We start from the raw sequence: 19971 nt of genomic DNA, 5'->3' as shown, positions 1-19971 counted from the left end.
TCATGAATCTTTTAGCATTTGTTTGAACCTTGCCCATTCTTCTGGTGTGATTTCAATCTTAAAAAAGTCTTTTCCGAAACGATTATTGACTGGTTCGATTTGTTCCAAAACATATTGTAGGCGTTCTTTCATCTCTACTAATTTTTGCAAGGCTCTGTCATATTTAATTCTTGAGACCGTGGACTTCTTACCTTCTATTTTTTCATTGTTGTGATTTGGAATTTCAAGAATCTCTGCCTTGGGGTCATACGATTTAAGGTCCTCCTCAAAGAGGGATTTGAGCATTGTTTCCATCGTGGAAAGTGGAATGTTCTGTGCCTTTTCTATTGATTTTGAGATGGCAATATGAGCTTCTATCCGTTTGCGGTTAAGCTCTACCTCAGCAATTACATCTTTCCCAAAACGTTGATGTGGCGTATAATTATGCCACTCAAAAAAGTCTAGCATAGCGGTTAAGGAACCCGAATGCGTGGCAGCCACTTTCTTCGAGAATTGTCGAAACCTCTTTGAGACTTCAGCGAGTAAAGTCAGATTATCGTAGCTATAGGAATATGTTCTTTTCTTCTTCATTTTACTGTAAAAAATTTCAAGGATCTCAGAGGTTTCTAAGGTTTTTACTGTAAATATTTCAGTATCCTATCCGTTTAAAAAGTCCTGAATATTATCTAATGCCTTTATTTTCAATGTCTTGAAAATAAAATCAAATAGCATAACACCGCTTTAGCGTGTTATCCTCTTGCTATTCCTTTTCGCCCCGCAGGGCGAATTCAGAATACCTTTCCTTTAAGGTAAAGGCTCTTTGTGCTACTGGGATTGAATCCCTATATTTTAAGAATGTAAAGGAGGTACTTTTAAGGAATGTTCATTCAAATCTTAAAATAGTTGGACTATCCCAAAAAGAAAAGGGCAACTTTTACAAGTCGCCCCCTTTAGACAATAACCTCCTTTCTTTAGATGGTGAACATGAATTTATAATTGTAAAGATTCTTGATAGCTTCCTCTTCCAAAATTTCCTCATAGTCTAAATGATTTTCTTGGGCGTATGTTTTTATATCAGAACCGTGTTTTCGTTCTACTTCTTTCTTGGATTGCTCCATAAGTTTTTCTTGTGTATCTCCGTCCAGATTATTGAAATTTAGACGAAACGGTATATCTATATTGATGTCCATACTCTTCAATTTTACATCAACCCGTTATCTGCAAAACTGTAGTAATCGCCATTGGGTACGATTAGGATATGATCTAACAATCGAATATCGAGAAGCTCGGCAGCTTTCTTTATTTTATTTGTGATATCCTTATCCGCTTGACTTGCTTTTAGCGTTCCGCTTGGATGGTTGTGTGTTAGAATAATAGCCACTGACAAGGACTTTAGAACCACGGCAAACAAGAGGCGTATATCGATAATTGTAGAAGTTATTCCGCCTTTGGAAAGTTGATAGATTCCTTTTACTTTATTGCTGTTGTTTAATAATATTACTTTGAAGGATTCTTGCACTTGAATGGTGTCTTTATCCCAAAGTTCATGGAGCATTTCGGCAGCATCTTTGGAAGATTTTATCGTATGCCAAAATGGGGAGGTAATACGTTCTTTATAGCTTATCCGTATTTCGTTAACTTTGTCTTTCATTGCTTTTGATTTTAGGATTATCGGTAATGAAAAAGAGGGCAGAACTTTTCCGAGAATGCCCTCTTTAATTTTAATGAATCACCAAATTAGGCTGCCTTGTTTTCGTTCTTGTTACCTAATAGTAATACCTCGCTGACAATCACTTCCGTGATATAGCGTTTTTCGCCTTCCTTGGTCTCATAGCTTCGAGAGGTCAATTTTCCTTCGATAGCCATTTCCTTACCCTTACCTGCATATTTCTCAATGACCTCTGCGGTTTTGTTCCATGCCACCATATTATGCCAGTCGGTAGATTGGATTTTTTCGCCTTTGGCGTTCTTGTAGTTTTCATTAGTGGCTAATGAAAAACGGATTACTTTTTTACCATTTTCTAAAATGGTCATTTCGGGATTGTTACCCACGTTTCCGATTAATTGGACTTTGTTTCTTAACGTACTCATAATTGAAAAAATTTAGAATTAATTTATAGCCCTGCCCAAACCCTTCGGACAGCTTTTAAAATCGATTTACTTATTATATCCAGAGCGTTTTCCCTTTTTTTGATTTTTAACCTTGGTTTCGCTTCCTTTTTATTGATTTTGTACGATTTCATCTTTTTCGTTTTAGATTTACTTCCCATAGTGTATCCTATGGTAAATCCAAGCTTTTCATCATAAACTTTATCTATTGTTCTGATTTTTTCCCCACAAACCCGTTGAATCGATTTACTTATTATATCCAGAGCGTTTTCCTTTTTTTGTTTTTTTTGTGCTGTTCCGTTTTTGAGGGTTCGATTCGCTTTCATGATCTTCGGATTTGATTTACTTCCCATAGCGCCTTCGCCGTTACCTTTTTTGTTGCTTTGTCCAGTTCAATATCCGGGCTTGGTAAGGCGTATAAATAGTGGAGCGCAGCGAGAGCGGTTTATGCCGCCGTCCAAGAACGGATGTTGTTGTTTTGCCGTCAAAAAAGGTAATGGTGTAGGTGGCTATTGTAAACCAAAGCCCTATCGTGCAAGAAACCGGAACCTACCGAACGGCACAAAATGCAACAAGGGGAGCCCTATTGTCCATAGCTTGCTTAATGGGTATTTTTGTAACATCGGACCAAATATGTCATCTATGCAGAAAACGGTATTCGAAATTTCCAAAATGGACTGCCCTTCAGAGGAGAACCTGATACGTATGAAACTGGACGGGATTTCAGGTATAGAACACTTGGATTTCGACATCCCGAAAAGACAATTATCGATCTATCATGATGGCCAGCTCGAACAAATCGAGCAATCGATACTTGAACTAAAATTGGGAGGAGAGAGAATATCGACCGAAGAGACCGAGGTTAAGGAATTCAATGAAGGCAAAGGTCAAAGAAAATTACTTTGGACGGTGCTGGCCATTAACTTTGCATTCTTCCTCATCGAGATGGCAACAGGAGTTTTTTCAAGTTCGATGGGCCTTGTCGCGGATAGCCTTGATATGTTGGCCGATTCCTTTGTCTATGGAATCAGTCTTTTTGCGGCCGGGGGAACATTGACAAAGAAAAAACGGATAGCCAAACTGGCGGGATACTTTCAGATTATCTTGGCTGTTATCGGGTTCGCCGAAGTGCTGAGGCGTTTTTTCGGAGCGGAGAAACTTCCAGACTTTTCGACAATGATAACCGTTTCCATCTTTGCGCTGATCGCAAACGGAATATGCCTCTACCTACTGCAAAAATCCAAGAGCAAGGAAGCCCATATGCAGGCAAGTATGATTTTTACCTCGAACGATGTAATAATCAATCTAGGTGTAATCGCAGCAGGACTGCTTGTAAATTGGTTCAGTTCCAACAAACCGGACCTGATAATAGGAACTATCGTTTTCGCCCTAGTGGTCCAGGGTGCGATACGGATTCTCAAACTTGGAAAATAGTTGTGGTTCGGTCAAGATATGTAACCCATCGTATTCACATAGGGTGTCCCGCGTGCGACTACCGCAAAGGCCCGTGCGACCAGTTTGTTCCTGATAATGTTAAGTGTGCTCATCTTACTCTTCCCGATGTCAAGCCTTCGTTCATAATAGGCTTTCATCTCCGGATTGCATTTTACGGCCGATAGGGAACATTGGTGCAATAAGGCCTTACCTTCCCTATTGGCCAATTGGCTGACCTTGGTCCTCCCCCTGACACTTGTCCCCGAAGTATGGGAAAAGGGTGCTATACCACAGTAGGAGGCAAACTTGCGCCAAGTAGCGAATGAAGTAAACCCTACCGTATATACGATCATAAAGCGGGCGGTCACTTTACCGATTCCTTTGATACCCGTTAATAAAGCAAGCATCCTTTTGAGTTCCACATCACCTTGTATCAATTTGTCCATCTCCCGCTCAAGGTCGTTTATCCTCCAACTTAATAGGTTGATGATATCTTCCTGAACCCAGAAAAGAAGCGAATCCTCTTCAAGCACTCTTTTTTGCTCACGGAGGGTCGCCATATGTCCTGCCCGTTGACCGACCAGTTTCTTGCGCATGGACATCAACCGTTTCAACCTTGTCAGAGTAGAACCGGGAATCCTGCTGGGAAGGGTCTCCTCCCTTGTGCGATAACCGTAAAGTGCGATTCTTTTCGCATCCGCCCTGTCATTCTTGCCCCTGATTATACCTAGGGAACGCTTGATCTCAAGACCGCTAACAATATTCATTAGGCAATCGTCACGGTCCAGCAATCGAACCAGGTAATCCGAATAGAGCCCCGTATGCTCCAATACGAAGAGAAGATTCTCCTTGTCGACCCTGCTTTTCTTTAAAGACCAATTTATCATTTTTGTGATTCCCTTGGAATCGTTCTTGAACGTTTTAAGTTCTTGGCTCTGGTGGATACAACAATCCAATGTCAACTTACTTACATCAATACCGATGACTTCTTTGATTTCCATAATTTTTACTTTAATTAGGTTGTTTAAACTAAGACCTTTAATAGCAAGGGCTAAAATCCTATATGGTTCTGGCAACCTGGTTACAAAGGACGGGGACTGATACACTATAAAGGCCTTGAACCTGGCCGTCGCTGAAGTTCACCCCGTCCTTTTTCAATCTATTTTATATAAATATCCATAATCCCTTCAAAACAAGGGTAGAGCCCATTACTCTATGAAAGCCTTATGCCTAGCCGTCGCTATGGTTCGCCCCACCCTTTTTGACTTGTCAACAAAATTGTAAGTTATGAGTCTCCCCCAGACCCCCTCTTTTCAACACCATCATCACAATAGATTTCATCTATAAAGACAAAACTAAAGGCCGTCTGCTGTTACCCTTTTTTTTGATGCTGTACGGATTACAATATCTGGGCTTGGTAAGGACGTATAAAAAAGCCCTGCTAAAGGCAGGGCTGGCTTTATGCCGTCTCCAAGAACGGATGTTGTTGTTTTGCTTTAAAAAAAATGTAACCGCATGAATTGGAGGTGAGTCTATATCCCAGGTGAAATACGAAGGCATTGGAAGTAATACGAAATGCGAACAGTATTAAGATTGAAGTTTATCTGATATCACATAGATTTCAATTGCAAAAAGCGATATAAAATATTACAGAATAGCTACAAATAAACATTTTCGACAAAGATTTTAAGAAATCTGTAAATGACGACTTATTGGAAATTAAAGAAAAATACTAGTCCAAATTGTTTGAAGAACAATTTGAAAAGGCAGTCTCTCTTTTAGTTTTTAATCACTACAACGAAAATAATGTTAAATATTTTTAAAAAGACAGGAAATACAGTTAAAACCATAGAAAAAATAAGGTTTTTCTGCAATTCAAAATGAACTTATTTATATACCTTCCTTTCGGAATTTTCCATCAACATTTAAATCATTTATAAATGAAAAAGCAAAAATTAAGTTTATTGAGTTTGAACAAAACGACAGTATCTAGTCTTTCTCAACAAGCAGCTCATGGTATTAAGGGAGGTCGCGTAACGGAAGACACTTGTTCGGAATGCGGAGGTTCTTGTTGCGGTGCAACAAAATGTACTGATTCCTGCGAGGGTGTGCTATAAGACTAATTAATTATCAAAAAAAAGTCGGTTATTTAATAACTGGCTTTTTTATTTAAATTAGTCTAAAGTATTATGTTTTAAGGATATCTAAAATGAATAACAAGGGTAAACTAGAAAAAAAATTAGCTGATATTGCATTATCAATTAAACAAAATTACCATATAGTTGAACCTTCGGGAGTGCTTGTTGGGGCATCGGGTATCTCGATGTTTTGTTATTACTATGCTAGATATTTTAACAATGATGATTATTCCCAACTCGGAAATGAAATACTAGAGAATACTTTTAAAAATGTTGAAAAGGGTCTTAATTATTCAACTTATTGTTTAGGTCTGGCAGGAGCTGGTTGGTCTTTAGAATTATTAAAGGAGAATGGTTTCATAGAGATGGACACGGATGAGTATTTAAAAGATTTGGATATCGCATTTTCGCAAATAATGCTTGAAGACATTTCTGTTAGTAATTATGATTTCTTGCATGGTGCAATTGGTTATGGTTTTTATTTTCTCAAGCGGTATAAAAAAACCAAGAATGAAAAGTTAAAAAAGAGGTACTCTGACTTTCTCGCTATCTTAATTTTAAAGCTAAATGAAATATCGACAACTATAGATGATAAGATACTATGGTCCTCTATATTAAAAAAAGAGACGGGCCAAATTGTTTATAACCATGGACTTTCGCATGGGATATCAAGTATAATAAATTTTCTTTCCAGAATAAACTTATATGATATTGAGAGTAAATTAACAACATATCTTTTGGAGGGTTCTGTAAAATATCTTCTGTCCACTCAAAATCTTGACTACAAATCAGATTCACTTTTTAATAATTGGATAGGTATTGACGGGGAAACACCAAAATCAAATAGTCGTTTAGCTTGGTGTTATGGTGATTTAGGAATAGGCATTTCTTTAAGATTAGCTGCGATAAGTCTTAACGATGATAGTTTGTTGGGGCGTAGCGAAAAAATTTTGGAGCATACCGCGCGGCGAAAGAACAATCAATCGACTAAAGTCGTTGACGCAGGTATCTGTCACGGTTCGTTCGGCAATGCTCAAATTTATAATCGACTATATCAAGAAACAAAACAAAAAATATATAAAGATACTGCTTCAATATGGATTGAAGATGGACTCAATAAGGCAACTTTTTCCGATGGATATTGTGGTTTTAAACAATACAATGGAAAGTTAGATAGTTGGGAATCTGAACTCAACCTTTTAGAGGGTATATCTGGTATTGGATTAGCAATTTTGAGTCATTTATCTGGCGATAATTCATGGGATGAATGTTTAATGATTGGTAATTAATTCTTCCTATGAGTAAAAGAGAATATGTCCCGTTTGATAAGTATATTTTAAGAACTCCTCTTCTTAGTTTAAATAATTTTATCAATCTAACTAGGGGCAAAAGAGTGTTAAAAAAAGATTTAATAAAATTATTTGATAATCCAATAATAGCTGAATCAATTTTTCTTGCCTCCCCTGATTTTCATACAGAACTTACCAAATGGAAGAACAATGCAATCGATGATAATAAGAAAAATAAAAAACTTGAATTAAGCCTTCTTAAATACATTAGTAGAATGTCAAGTAGGTGTACTCCATTTGGTCTTTTTGCTGGGTGTTCTATGGGCACATTTGAAAGTCAAACTTCTATTAAAATAGGGAATACAGAAAAGCATAAAAGACATACCCGTCTTGACATGGACTTTTTAGTTGCTCTATCTCAAAATTTATCTCTTGATTTTAATTTAAGAAAAAAGTTGCTTTATTTTCCAAACTCTAGTTTATATGAAATAGGGAATGAAATAAGATATGTTGAATACACATATATAAGAGGAACTAGAAATCATGAGATTGTTTCAGTCGACTCATCTGAATATTTAAAAAAGGTTATCAAAGAAGCCAAAAAAGGTGCTAGAATGGATAATCTAATATCTAAATTAATTTCAGATGAAATCACTCAAGATGATGCCACTAATTTTATTTTTGAATTAATTGACAATCAAATTTTAGTTAGTGAACTTGAACCCTCTGTAACTGGTTCGGAATTCATTTTTCAAATTAAAAATATTTTAATTAAGTATTCAGAATGTGAGGAGGTTGTAAAGACTTTAGATAATATTGAGGAGGTTTTATCCAATCTTGACCAAAGAATCGGGAACGAGATAGAGCTCTATGATAAGGCGATTGAATTAGTCCAGTCCCTGAAAACTACATATGATACTAAATACTTATTTCAAACTGATCTTTACACAGGCACTTCATCTAATACGCTAGACTCACAAATAAGGGATGACTTATTCACTGCCCTTATGGTTATAAACAGAACTAGTCTGACACCTAGCCGTTCATATTTAAAGGATTTTATGAATTCAATGTATGAAAGATATGAAGAAAAAGAAGTTCCATTATCTAAGGCATTAGACACTGAATTGGGGATACCATATAGGTCGAAAAACGATGGCGACATAAATCCGTTGATCGATGATTTAATAATTCCACCTTCGGAAGAAAAATCTCATCAAATAAAGGAGCTGCGACTCTCGAAAATGCATCAGATTTTAAATAATAAAATTCAAAAAGCACTGGTTGAGAAAGAAGTGGAAATAGAAATAGAGGATTCTGATATTGCGGATTTTTCGGAAAATTGGAATGATTTACCAGTAACTATATCAATTTTAGCTGAGATTGTGGAGATTGATGGAAAGAATATGATAAAATTTCGTAGCACAGGTGGTTCAAGTGCAGGTAATTTGTTGGCCAGGTTTTGCCATGGAGATCAAGATATTAAGGAGTTTACTAAAGAAATAATTAATAAAGAAGAAGAACTTTTGAGCGATAAGGATACAATTGTCGCAGAAATCACTCATCTGCCTGACAATAGAGTTGGTAATATTTTGTTAAGGCCCAATTTTAGAAAATATGAAATTCCTTATCTGGCTAGTTCCAGTTTGAAGCGAGAAAATCAAATATCTTTAGACGACTTGATTATAAAAGCCCATTTTAACACTAAAATAATTTTAAAATCGAAAAAACTGAATAAAGTCATTATTCCAAAATTAACTAACGCACATAATTATTCTTTTAATACACTTCCTCTCTATAATTTTTTATGTGACATACAAAATCAGGATATCCGTGCCGGAATTGGCTTTAGTGTTGGTTCGATTTCTAATGAACAGAGTTACGTACCTAGAATAATCTATAAAAATATTATCCTTCGAGAAGCTACATGGAATTTAAAAAAAGAAGAATTAAGTGATTTGTTTTCTTCATATGATAACTATCAAATGCTATATGATAAATTACAGGTCTTTAAAAATAATTACAAATTGCCAAGATTTGTCATGTATGTAGAATCTGATTATGAACTGTTAATTAATATGAAAAATTTAGACTCAGTTAGAACGTTATTAGACTTGGCAAAAAATAGAAGCACCATAACACTTAAGGAATTCCTGTATACTTCCTCAGAGTCGTTTACTTCAAGCGCCAAATCTAAATTTACAAATCAAGTTATCGTTTCCTATTATAAAAATTCATGAGTAAGATTCAAAGACAGTTTATTCTTGGAGAAGAGTGGCTTTTTATAAAGTTGTATACTGGTTATAAAACTTCAGATTATATTCTTGTACATATTATTAAACCAATAGTTGAAAAGTTAATTCTGGAAAAAATAATAGACCATTGGTTCTTTATAAGATATGCAGACCCTCATCATCATTTGAGAGTAAGGTTTCATTTAACTTCATTACAGAACGTATCTCAAATAACAAATCTATTGGCAGATAGTTTAAAACCTTATATCGAGAAGGATATAATTTGGAAAGTTCAATCAGATACATATGTAAGAGAACTTGAAAGGTATGGATTCACCAATATGGAAGATTCCGAGATGTTATTTCATTATGATAGTAAAATGGTTGTGGATTTTTTAGGTATGATTAATGGAAATGAAGGGGAGAAGTTAAGGTGGCTTTTTTCACTTAAATCAATATACTCTCTACTAGAAGTGTTTAATTGCAATCTAGAAGAGAAAATAAAACTAATGGATAGACTTAAAACAAGGTTTGGATGGGAATTCAACATGAATAAAGGACTTAAAATTCAGCTTGACAAAAAATTTAGACTTTATAGAAGAGAAATCGAATTATTTCTTAAGGAAAATAGCGACTTAGAACATAAGATAATCTTTCGAGTTGTTAATGAAAGAAATGAAAAAATCGCATTAATTTCCGACCGTATTGAGCAAAGAATTAATAATAAAACTTTGAATAGAAGTATGAACTATCTTTTAGGTAGTTATATTCATATGTCAATGAACCGAATATTTAAATCTAAGGCACGGATGCATGAAATGGTATGTTATGATTTCCTTAGTAGAATTTATAATTCAATGAAGGCTAGAGGCATAAATAAGCTGTAACTAAATAGTTTTATTGCTTCAGAATTTATTTTTCATTTCATGGGTTATCCTATCAAAGAAACTTTGTTTTGGTGAGAAGAACTCTATTTTAGTCTTAGAAATGGGGTTTCTATTGTAGCAGATTTTATTGTTCTCATCATCTCTTACTTTAATTACAATATTTTCATCCAAACCAGAAAAACTAATAATATGGCCTAAAAAGGAACAGTTTTTATTGGGGCTTACATAATAACTCATTTGAACTTTGGTCCCTTTTTGTAAAAATGATAATGCCTCAATAGTAGTTGAAGATTCCAAAGTTTGGAGTTCACTTAATACAATAGTATCATTATTAATTTTTAATAGCTGCATATCCATCGGAATTACTTCTTCATATTTAACACCAATTGAAATCGAAATTAATGTAACTAAGGATAAAAAAATCACTGTCACCCCCCATTTTATTAACCACCCAGGAGTCTTACCTAGGATTTCTTCAACCTCATATGATTTTTCATGCATATCCTACTGTTATTTAATTTCCGAGCTCTAATTGATTTTTAACAAGAGTATAGTATGAGCCTCTTTTTTTTACTAATACATCATGTTTTCCACTTTCAATAATTGATCCATTTTCTATTACAACTATTTGATTAGCATTTTTAACTGTGCTCAATCGGTGAGCTACAATAACAGCAGTTCTACCTTGGTAAAATTTTTGAAGATTCTCCATTATAATTCTTTCGTTATTTGCATCTAAAGCACTTGTAGCTTCGTCAAAAAATATATAGTTTGGATTTTTATAAACAGCTCTAGCTATCAAAATTCTTTGTTTTTGACCTCCACTTAGACTTATACCATTTGCGCCAACCCTTGTTTTATAGCCAAGAGCTAATTGTTGAACAAATGAATCGATATTTGCAATTTTAATTGCCTCTTGCAATCTTTCAATATCTACTTTTCCTTCAGAATTGGATTCTGTTATATTTCTCGAAATAGTGTCGTTGAAAATAAAACCATCTTGCATAACAACTCCACAATTCTTACGCCACTCACTAGGTCTAATCATTTTAAGATTTTGTTTACCGATTTTTATTTCACCTTCTTGAGGTTCGTAAAAATTGAGAAGTAACTTAAGTAAAGTTGTTTTACCACTACCGCTTGTTCCCACTACTGCAGTGACTTTTCCTTTAGGAATCACTAAGGAAATTTTATTCAAAATTATAGGCGAACTCTGTCCCCCATATCTAAAGATAAGATCTTTTATTATTATTGCGCTATCAAGAACTCCTTGGTTATATTGTCTTTTTATCAAATCATCCTCATCTTGCATTGAATGTATCTCTGATAACCTTTCTAAACTAATTTTGGCATCCTGTCCTGATTGAATAAAATTTACAAAGTTTCTTACCGGAGAATTAAGCTGTCCTATAATATATTGAACGGACAGCATCATACCCAATGTTAAGCTGTTATCTATGACTGCTTTCGCTGCTATGAATGTAATGATGATGTTTTTTATCTCATCAATAAACCTTCCCCCAGTATTTTGCGTTTGGGAAAGGGTTAACCCTTTAATGGATATTTTAAATAGTTTGGCTTGAATTTCCTCCCATTCCCATCTGCGCCTTCTTTCTGAACCATTAAGCTTTATCTCTTGCATTCCTGAAATAAGTTGATATAAACTACTTTGATGTTCGGCTGCTTGGTCAAATCTTCTATAATCCAATTCAGCTCGTTTTTTTAAAAAAATTAAAGTCCATAGTATGTATATAATGGAACCTAGGACAAAAATCAAAAAAATGGGGAATGAGTAATACGCTAAGACGGCTCCGAAAATAATCACGTTAAAAGCTGAAAAAAGAGTATTCAAGGTCGAGGTTGAAAGGAAATTTTGAATTCTATTGTGATCATAAATTCTTTGAATAATATCTCCTGTTTTCTTAGAATCAAAGAATGAGACAGGAAGCCTCATCATTTTACTAAGAAAATCTGATATAAGATTTATGTTTACACGAGTTGTGATATGTAACAATATCCAACTTCGTACAATTTCGACGCTAGTTTGAGAGATGAATAATACTAATTGTGCAATTAGTACCAGGTAAATAAAATTAATGTTTTCGTATTTTATCCCATAATCCACAATGGATTGAGTCAAAAATGGAAAAATCAATTGAATTATACTTCCTATGAACAGCCCAAGAAACAATTGAAAAATTAATTTCTTAAACGGCTTGAAATAGACATACAAGTATTTAAGGCCTATTTTTTTATCTTTTTCAGGGTGTAGATTATAAAATTTAGGTGTAGGCTCCAATAGTAATAAATACCCTTTCTCATCTTTTTTACTATTTCTTTTGCCCAACCAGCCATTGACAAACTCAGCTATTTTATATTTTAAAATACCATGACCTGGATCGCCAATAACCACTCTTTTTTCATTAATGTCATAAACGACTACAAAATGACCCTGTCTCCAATGAGCAACACAAGGAAGTGGTATTTCATTTTTTAGAGTTAAGAAATCAGTAGAAATTGGCAAAGAGTGAAAACCTATCTCTTCTGCAGCTTCAGCTAACCCACCTAATGATACGCCTTCTTTCGTGATAAAGGATTTTATCCTTATTTCTTCTGTTGTATAGTTCTTTCCATAAAAAGCTGAAATCATTTTTAGACAAGTAGGCCCGCAGTCCATAATGTCTAATTGTTTGTAAAATGGGAATTTTTTAAAACTAAACTTCATTAAACGTCAATAAATATTCATTTTTTCGAATTTCGAACCCTGTAGGAAAAACTCAGCATAAGGTATCTGTTTAAAACTGAACTCTCTGAATCCTGCACATAATCTTCTCCTGTATATCTTGAATTTCTAACGTTCTCGTTTAAAATATCAAAGAATCTTAATCTTATTGTTCCTTTTTCTTTTAGAATTCGGTAGCCAATACTCGCATTCCAAAAAATATTTGAATTTTCAAAACCATCACCTATATCTGGTCTCGTATTAAATTCAAAATCATTTTCTAAAATTAAATTCTTTGGAAAATTAATAGAAGTTTTTAGTGAAACTTGGTGTGATAAAATATTTGTATTCTCAAATAGTCCTGGTGTGTACTTTGTAATGACTATTCTAGGGCTATATGAACTTTGTAAAGAGAAAATTTCATCTGTATTATAATTTAGTCTAAAAGTAGGATATAAGCTCCATCTATTTATCTGGTAATTTGAACTATTGGTTATATTATTTCTTCGATATAATCTTGAATTAAACCCTAAATGATAACGTATCTTGCTTTTTTCTAAACTTTTAGTTTTACTAATAGAAATTCTGAAATTGCCGTCAATATTACCATCTGTGTTTGAGTAGGAAATGGTTCTGATTAATTGATTATCAGTATTTCTAATAATAGACAAATCATCATTGAATAAGGTCAATTTTCCAAACATAAAAAAACCAACTTTAGACTTAGAGTTATAATTATTATAATTTAGACTGATATCTTGCCTGAAAATACGATTAAGAAATGGATTGCCGATGTAAATATTTGTAAGGTCTAATTCATTAGAAACAGGTAGGAAATATCTTTGATCTGGCATAGAAATACTTGTGTTGTAGATAAAAGTTAATTTTTCTCTACTACTTAGTTTATAAGAAAGAAAAGCATCCATGAATAAGTCTCTAAAAGTGCTATTTCTTGAAATTGTTAAGTTAGGCTCATTATTTTTTAATCTAGAAATATATGCTCCAGTAAAAACTGAAAAGTTAATTTTATCTGTATTCAATTCTATTCCCATGTTCGGTGCCCAGTAAGAAAATTTCTGGTCAAAAACTGTGCTTAATCTATCTATTTGAGTCCCAACTAAACTATTCTCCTTGTCCAAAACAATCCTATCTGTAAAAAAGTCTTGATTAGAAACTCTCAATGAAGGAACAATAAAAGCATTTTTAGATATCTTCTTCCTTATTTCAAATTCAGTTTCAATTTCATTTACCTTTAATTTTTGGTCGACTTGCTGCGACGTTATAGAAGAGCTAGTATTTCCATTATCTTCGAAAAGTTCTACATTATTAAGAACTTTTTGAATACTATTATTGTTCTCTAAGTTTACTGAAGTTTTTAATGAAAAGTATTCACCTGGTTTTCGAAATTTTCTCGTTAACACACTATTCAAATCTATATCATTACTGTTCCCTTCATTTAATAATTCAGTAGTAATTTGATTAATTGGTGTTCCATCGAGATTGTTCGACATCCCATTTATCATCTCAATATCGTTATTGTTATTGAGTCTAATCCGCGGGGTAATTGAAATCTTCGTCAATGTATCTGGGGAGATTGTAAAATCTAAATCGAAACGATGACCTCTATCTAAGAAATTTTGTTTTGATTCAGATCGATTGTTATAGCTATTTTCTGGCAGAAAATATTCTCTATCTACCAGGTCTATGTTTTGAACCTCTACATCAGAGTAGAAGTACTCTCCAACAACTTCAAATTTAGAACCTATCGCATCAGAAAAATTAGCACCAGCGTCATTACTTGAGGAAATACCTTTAAGATTCCCTCTCCATGATAAATTTCTAGCGTTTGAGCTTAATTCAGATAAGTCATCATATGTAAAACCCGGGTTGTCTATATTATTACTTCCTCCTAATATTGTTAATCTTTGATTATCATTGAAATAATTTGCAATCCCACTTAATTGGTACTCTTCACTATCTCCAATTCCTGCTAAAAAATTTCCAAAAACGCCTTTGTTATTATCCTTTTTTATAGTTACATTGATTTCTTTTTCGTCAGTTTTGCTAGTTGTTCCAATGAATTCTTCTAATTCACTTTTTTTGTCCACTACTTGAACCTTGTCAATAATATCTATAGGGAGATTTTTAAGAGCTATTTTAGTATCATTACTAAAAAAAGGTTTTCCATTTACTTTGATTCCACTTACTCTATTACCATTTACCAGAATATTACCATTGTCTTCCAAATCCACACCAGGCAATACTTTTAACAAATCCTCAAGGGTCGATTCTAATCTTAATTTGAACGAGGAAGCATTAAACTCTAATGTGTCCTTTTTTACGAGGATTGGGGGGATTTCACCAATAACTTCGGTCTCATTGAGTTCAAAAATGAATGGCTTTAATTTAATAATTCCTAAGTCGATTTCTTCTGGACTAGTATCTAAATACTTTTCTATTGTTTGATAACCGTTATATGAAACAAGAAATCTTATTTTCTCATCAACATTTTTGAAGGTTAATTCAAAGTTTCCATATTGATTACTTATTGTATAAGCCACCAAAGAACTATCTAAGCTTTTTTGAACGAATATGGTAGCCGCTTCTAACTTTTCATCCGTATCAGTATCTTTAATCGTCCCCTTGATTGAGATTTCTTGGGAAAGAATTATAAAAGGAAACAATAAAAAAAATAGGTTTACTTTTTTCAAACTGAATTTTTTAAAATTTTCATATGAAAATATGACTTAACAAAGACAATGTATTACATAAAAACCTTAAAAATTTAATGGTTTTAGTTTAAAAACTGATAAATCGACTCATTTTGTAGTACAATTCTTATTTTTTAAAAAATTTAGAGAATTAACATCAAAAAAATGTTTGTTAACATAGTTCTTTGACATGTACTAGTCTAAATACTTTGAAGTAAATATGGGTTCAATTGATTCTGTATTATATATGAAAGATAAAGTATGAGATTCAGTTAAAGAGCTGTATTTCTTATGATTTTAAAAATTTCTTTTACCAAAACTTCCTATATGTAATTAGCTTTTCATTTCTCCAAAATTTTTTTAATGAATATTCATGAAACAACCATTGCATTTACCTTATCAAGCATTTCATTCTCAAAATCTTTTAAATAGATTTGGGTTGTTCTCAAAGAGCCATGTCCGAATGACTCACTAATCAACTCAGTCGATACGCCCATATATTTGGCAATTGTCGCCCATGAGTGCCGAATATGATAAGTTGTAAAATTCCCTTCAATACCTGCATCTTTGGCTATTGTATTTAGCCTTTCATTCATTCTTCGTCTTTGGGATTTATATTTTTGATAGTGCTTGGTGCTTCCATCGTAGTTTGTTGGAAACAAATAATCATTAGGTTCTTTATTGATGATGTAAAAATTTAAAATTTCTCTTAATTCATCAGTAATTTTTATGATGAATTGCTTATCTGATTTACTTCTTGTGTAATGAAGATGAAATTCCGTAACATTCTTGACTTTTAATTGGACTAGGTCTATAAAGTTCATTCCTCTACAGTTAAACATTATTAATGCATAATTCTTGGCATGCCAAAGAATAGAATCTTTTGGGTATTTTAAATCCCTGATGCTATTAATATTTTCTTTAGTCCTCGCCCTTTTTTTTGTTCTTTTTACTTTCGGGATTTTGTAACTATCAAAAGGGTTCTTTAATGGCACAAATTGATCTTCTTCAATTGCCGAGTTATAAATGGCCCTAATAGCTCTCAAATAGATGCTGATTGTATTTTTGGTATTACCCTTTCCCAAGTGATGGGCTTCGAAATTTTTTAAATAGGTCAAGGTTATCTCATATAGCTTGATGGTAGTAGCATCTTGATAGTTTTCTAAAGCTGTAATTCCATTGGCATACCATGCGGCAGTTCCTGGGTCATCCGCATTTTCTTTTCTTTCAATCAAAACTTTGCCCCATTCTTGCAGAGAAATATTATTCTCTACTTTCTTTTTAATTTCAGATTTGATACTATCATCCCAATTATCTTTAAGAAGGTCAACGAGATCACTAACAGTTATAAGATTAATACTTTTGCCAAGTTCTCTCAATAACTTTTTTGCTTGATACAGTTTATCATCCAATTCTTGATTGATTTCATCACAACGAAGACCTTTGTTACAAGCGACTGATTTGCGAAGTTTGCAATTGGAATCATCCCATCCCAAAATAGAGGTTGAATATCCAAGAGCAATAAATCTGGTTTTTTTATGATATACATTTAGGGATATTGGATAAGTCCCATCAGATTTCCTAGAGTTTTCCCTAGTGTCCAAAACCAAGCTAACTTTTGCCATTTTTTCTCGTTTGTTTTCTTTAAGTTACGAAAAAAAAATGCAGACTTTTTGCAGACTTTTTGTTGATATCAAATAAATTCAAATGACATCAACTTCTATTAAAACATTGAAATTCAATATGTTAAAGCAATATTTTGAGTTTAGGAAATACCTAAAAAAATGCCTGTCACGCAGGGGGTCGCGGGTTCGAGTCCCGTCCAGACCGCTAGAAATTGTTCAAAATTTTTCAAAAAGCCTGTAAATCAATGATTTATAGGCTTTTTTATTTTGTTTAATGTCAAAAAACACCATCTAAAACCATATAAAAGGTGACTAATTCGGTGCCTCTTTTAGCCCTCAAAAAATGCTCACCAGAATCGATGTAATTCACTGTTAAAGAAAACTTTACAGAGAAATTTTAACATTTGTTTTTCGTACCTTCTGGTGAGCATTTAAAAGTGTCACCTATGTATGGAAAGATAAACGTCTTATTTTACCCTAAGAAAAGGGAAACCGATAGCGAGGGAAAATCAATGATTTATGCTCGTGTGACTATTAATGGTAGGCGCAGCGAATTCAGTCTAGGTCGCCGTATTGATGAGCAACGATGGGATTCAAGGGGAGGAAAACTAAGGGGAACTACTACAGAAGTATCCAATTTCAATCGATTTCTGGATAATGTCAAGAATAGGCTTTACGATATTTATGATTCGTTACTTAAAGAAAAGGAAGATATTTCAGCCACTATTATCAAGAATATATATCTCGGGAAAGCAGGTAAAGAATATATGGTTCTGGAAATCTTCCAAGAGCATAATGATGAAATGGAAAGTCTGGTAGGTAAAGGATTTACCAGAGGGACGTTGCAGCGCTATAAAGCAGCCTATAAGCACGTATCTGGTCACATCCAAACAAACTATCATAGAAACGATATTCCCGTGCGCCGAGTTGACCATAAGTTTATCACAGGATTGGAATTTTTTTTGAAGTCGCAAAGAAACTGTGACCATAATACCGCGATTAAGTATGTGGTGAACTTCAAAAAAATTATGCGGATTGCTCTAGCAAATGAATGGATAACCAAAGACCCGTTCTTTCATTGGAAAGCTTCATGGAAAACAAAGGAGAAGCAATACTTGACCCAATTGGAACTGGATACGCTCAGAGAAAAGAAATCCTTTTTACCTCGTCTCGATTTGGTGAGAGATATTTTTGTTTTCTGCTGCTATACGGGTTTGGCCTATGCGGATGTACAACAATTAAAAAAAGAGCATATTATTATCGGAGTAAATGGGGATAGATGGATTAAAATGCCAAGAAAAAAGACCAAGGCCATCAGTAGTATACCCTTGCTCTCTCCGGCAGAAGAGATTATCGAGAAGTATAACGAACACCGCTACGTTTTGGATGGGAAAGGAGTTCTACCTGTACTGACCAACCAAAAATCGAATGCCTATTTGAAAGAGATTGCGGATGTATGCGGTATTAATAAACACCTTACCACCCATTTAGCTCGACATACTTTTGCAACTACGGTTACCCTTGCTAACGGAGTTTCGATTTCAACGGTAAGTAAAATGTTGGGGCATCGTTCCTTAAAGACCACCCAGATTTATGCAAAGGTTTTAGATAGTAAAATAGCTGAGGAAATGGACCGATTGAAAGACAAAATAAAAATGGAGGATGTCCCAATTTCTGAGGAGGGGGATTCTATTAAAAAATGAATTTGTCCCAAATCCTTACCCTTAACTTTTGCGCATGGTTCCTGTGGAATTTCTTTAGCGTTCAAAAAGAAAAGCGTGAATAAGAAATTCCATAGGGCGCAACCTACTTATAAAAATTATGTGGCAATGTTCTCTAAATTGTTTTGCTCCGCAAAAGAATGAAAGAGAAGCAAGAGGATAACACGCTCCGCGATGTTATGTTTTTTTACTGATTTGACTTTCAGTGATTTACGGTGTTCTAAGAATTGTTCAAAATCCAATTTTTAGTAATCACGCTTGTAACATATTGAAAATCAATTTAAAAATTAGTAAAAAATGGATAAGGAGTACCAAAATGAGCCTTTTGTCACCCAAAGGATTAAGGAGTCCGTGGCGAAGGATTTTAGAAGGTTTTGTAAAGTCCGCTCACAATCACAAACAATGACCTTGGAGCGAATGCTATTCTTTTTCAAGCAGAATGATATTGAACCCGACAATGAAATCTGTACGGATTTGAGAAAACTGGAAAGCAAGTTGCTCAAACGGATAAACGCAGTCATTTCCATTATTAAAAATGTTGAGCGAACCCAAACCCTACCGACCCTTTCGATTCTGCAAGCCCTTTTCGAAGGAGCAGGTACGGAAGAAAAAAGGAAGAAGCCATTACTGATTGAGAAAAATAGAAAATCTGATACTCTGGATGATGGTATAAGGCAGTGGAAAGAAGAGTAAATAGATTGACTTTAATTTATGCCTCGCTCAGTAGTATTAGTTTGGTAAGTTTTGGGACACTTGCAGCGCGAAACCTAGTTTCGCTCGCTTTAAAAACTAAAAGAATTGGTGGATGTTGAATCTGAGTATCTGCATTAAAATAATACGCCGATTTTCCTTTATGAATTCTAATGCTAAAAATTGACAATGGTAATTTCGATTATCTGTTTAACCTTAGTTAGACGGATTTAATTATTAATAATTCAAATATTGAATGTTTAAAGTAATTTGCAATAAATTTTAACGAGCCATTTAAATTGAAAACTTGATATCTATTTAGATTTTAAATTGGCATGTATTCTTAATGTATTTATAAATCAGACAGGTAGCCTAAACCCTCAAAAATTAGAATAATATTATGTTAAAGAATTCTTTTATCATTCAAGAGTT

General features: G+C 33.9%; 17 protein-coding genes. 7 read left to right on the top strand and 10 right to left on the bottom strand.

Features of this window, described 5'->3' with window-relative positions; translation table 11 throughout:
• The 5 genes from ACZ1GR_RS12265 to ACZ1GR_RS12245 form a co-directional block, all read right to left on the bottom strand.
• Nucleotides 1-570, bottom strand: a complete 570-nt coding sequence (locus ACZ1GR_RS12265; RefSeq protein ID WP_472609253.1) for a BfmA/BtgA family mobilization protein — start codon at nucleotides 568-570, stop codon at nucleotides 1-3.
• Between the two features lie 380 nt (nucleotides 571-950).
• Nucleotides 951-1169 carry a hypothetical protein gene (locus ACZ1GR_RS12260; RefSeq protein WP_472609252.1) on the bottom strand — a complete coding sequence of 73 codons (219 nt, stop codon included), beginning with the start codon at nucleotides 1167-1169 and terminating at the stop codon, nucleotides 951-953.
• Between the two features lie 11 nt (nucleotides 1170-1180).
• Nucleotides 1181-1630 (bottom strand): JAB domain-containing protein, encoded by a 450-nt coding sequence (locus ACZ1GR_RS12255; RefSeq protein ID WP_472609251.1) that lies wholly within the window; start codon nucleotides 1628-1630, stop codon nucleotides 1181-1183.
• A gap of 86 nt (nucleotides 1631-1716) precedes the next feature.
• Complete coding sequence (locus ACZ1GR_RS12250) at nucleotides 1717-2070, bottom strand: single-stranded DNA-binding protein (RefSeq protein ID WP_472609250.1); 354 nt, start codon at nucleotides 2068-2070, stop codon at nucleotides 1717-1719.
• 23 nt (nucleotides 2071-2093) lie between these two features.
• Nucleotides 2094-2414, bottom strand: a complete 321-nt coding sequence (locus ACZ1GR_RS12245) for a hypothetical protein (RefSeq protein ID WP_472609249.1) — start codon at nucleotides 2412-2414, stop codon at nucleotides 2094-2096.
• 316 nt (nucleotides 2415-2730) lie between these two features.
• Here ACZ1GR_RS12245 and ACZ1GR_RS12240 point away from each other — a divergent pair, with 316 nt between their 5' ends.
• A complete protein-coding gene (locus ACZ1GR_RS12240; protein ID WP_472609248.1) occupies nucleotides 2731-3522 on the top strand; it encodes a cation efflux transmembrane domain-containing protein in 792 nt (263 codons plus the stop codon).
• An 11-nt stretch (nucleotides 3523-3533) separates the two neighbouring features.
• Here the strand turns inward: ACZ1GR_RS12240 and ACZ1GR_RS12235 are convergent, their stop codons facing one another.
• Nucleotides 3534-4523 carry an IS110 family RNA-guided transposase gene (locus tag ACZ1GR_RS12235; RefSeq protein WP_472609247.1) on the bottom strand — a complete coding sequence of 330 codons (990 nt, stop codon included), beginning with the start codon at nucleotides 4521-4523 and terminating at the stop codon, nucleotides 3534-3536.
• 939 nt (nucleotides 4524-5462) lie between these two features.
• Between ACZ1GR_RS12235 and ACZ1GR_RS12230 the strand changes: the two genes are divergently transcribed.
• The 4 genes from ACZ1GR_RS12230 (at nucleotide 5463) to ACZ1GR_RS12215 (ending at nucleotide 10070) form a co-directional block, all read left to right on the top strand.
• Nucleotides 5463-5639, top strand: a complete 177-nt coding sequence (locus tag ACZ1GR_RS12230; protein WP_472609246.1) for a class I lanthipeptide — start codon at nucleotides 5463-5465, stop codon at nucleotides 5637-5639.
• A gap of 92 nt (nucleotides 5640-5731) precedes the next feature.
• Nucleotides 5732-6949: a lanthionine synthetase C family protein gene (locus tag ACZ1GR_RS12225; RefSeq protein ID WP_472609245.1), complete on the top strand. Its 1218-nt coding sequence runs from the start codon at nucleotides 5732-5734 to the stop codon at nucleotides 6947-6949.
• Between the two features lie 8 nt (nucleotides 6950-6957).
• On the top strand, nucleotides 6958-9189 hold the full coding sequence (locus ACZ1GR_RS12220; RefSeq protein ID WP_472609244.1) for a lantibiotic dehydratase family protein: 2232 nt from the start codon (nucleotides 6958-6960) through the stop codon (nucleotides 9187-9189).
• Nucleotides 9186-10070, top strand: a complete 885-nt coding sequence (locus tag ACZ1GR_RS12215; protein ID WP_472609243.1) for a thiopeptide-type bacteriocin biosynthesis protein — start codon at nucleotides 9186-9188, stop codon at nucleotides 10068-10070. The genes ACZ1GR_RS12220 and ACZ1GR_RS12215 overlap by 4 nt, the downstream gene beginning before the upstream one ends.
• A gap of 18 nt (nucleotides 10071-10088) precedes the next feature.
• Here the strand turns inward: ACZ1GR_RS12215 and ACZ1GR_RS12210 are convergent, their stop codons facing one another.
• From ACZ1GR_RS12210 to ACZ1GR_RS12195, 4 genes are all read right to left on the bottom strand, one after another.
• Nucleotides 10089-10571 carry a hypothetical protein gene (locus ACZ1GR_RS12210; RefSeq protein WP_472609242.1) on the bottom strand — a complete coding sequence of 161 codons (483 nt, stop codon included), beginning with the start codon at nucleotides 10569-10571 and terminating at the stop codon, nucleotides 10089-10091.
• Nucleotides 10572-10584: 13 nt separating this feature from the next.
• On the bottom strand, nucleotides 10585-12795 hold the full coding sequence (locus ACZ1GR_RS12205) for a peptidase domain-containing ABC transporter (RefSeq protein ID WP_472609241.1): 2211 nt from the start codon (nucleotides 12793-12795) through the stop codon (nucleotides 10585-10587).
• 17 nt (nucleotides 12796-12812) lie between these two features.
• Nucleotides 12813-15503, bottom strand: coding sequence for an outer membrane beta-barrel protein (locus ACZ1GR_RS12200; RefSeq protein WP_472609240.1), 2691 nt, complete (start codon nucleotides 15501-15503; stop codon nucleotides 12813-12815).
• A 371-nt stretch (nucleotides 15504-15874) separates the two neighbouring features.
• A complete protein-coding gene (locus ACZ1GR_RS12195) occupies nucleotides 15875-17128 on the bottom strand; it encodes a tyrosine-type recombinase/integrase (RefSeq protein WP_472609239.1) in 1254 nt (417 codons plus the stop codon).
• Between the two features lie 446 nt (nucleotides 17129-17574).
• Between ACZ1GR_RS12195 and ACZ1GR_RS12190 the strand changes: the two genes are divergently transcribed.
• A complete protein-coding gene (locus tag ACZ1GR_RS12190; protein WP_472609238.1) occupies nucleotides 17575-18831 on the top strand; it encodes a site-specific integrase in 1257 nt (418 codons plus the stop codon).
• Between the two features lie 315 nt (nucleotides 18832-19146).
• Complete coding sequence (locus ACZ1GR_RS12185; protein ID WP_472609237.1) at nucleotides 19147-19542, top strand: BfmA/BtgA family mobilization protein; 396 nt, start codon at nucleotides 19147-19149, stop codon at nucleotides 19540-19542.
• Nucleotides 19543-19971 lie beyond the last annotated feature (429 nt).

This window comes from Croceitalea sp. W27 (assembly GCF_055693185.1).
The sequence above is the reverse complement of the archived record's forward strand: the minus strand, read 5'-3'. Positions and strand labels throughout refer to the sequence as shown.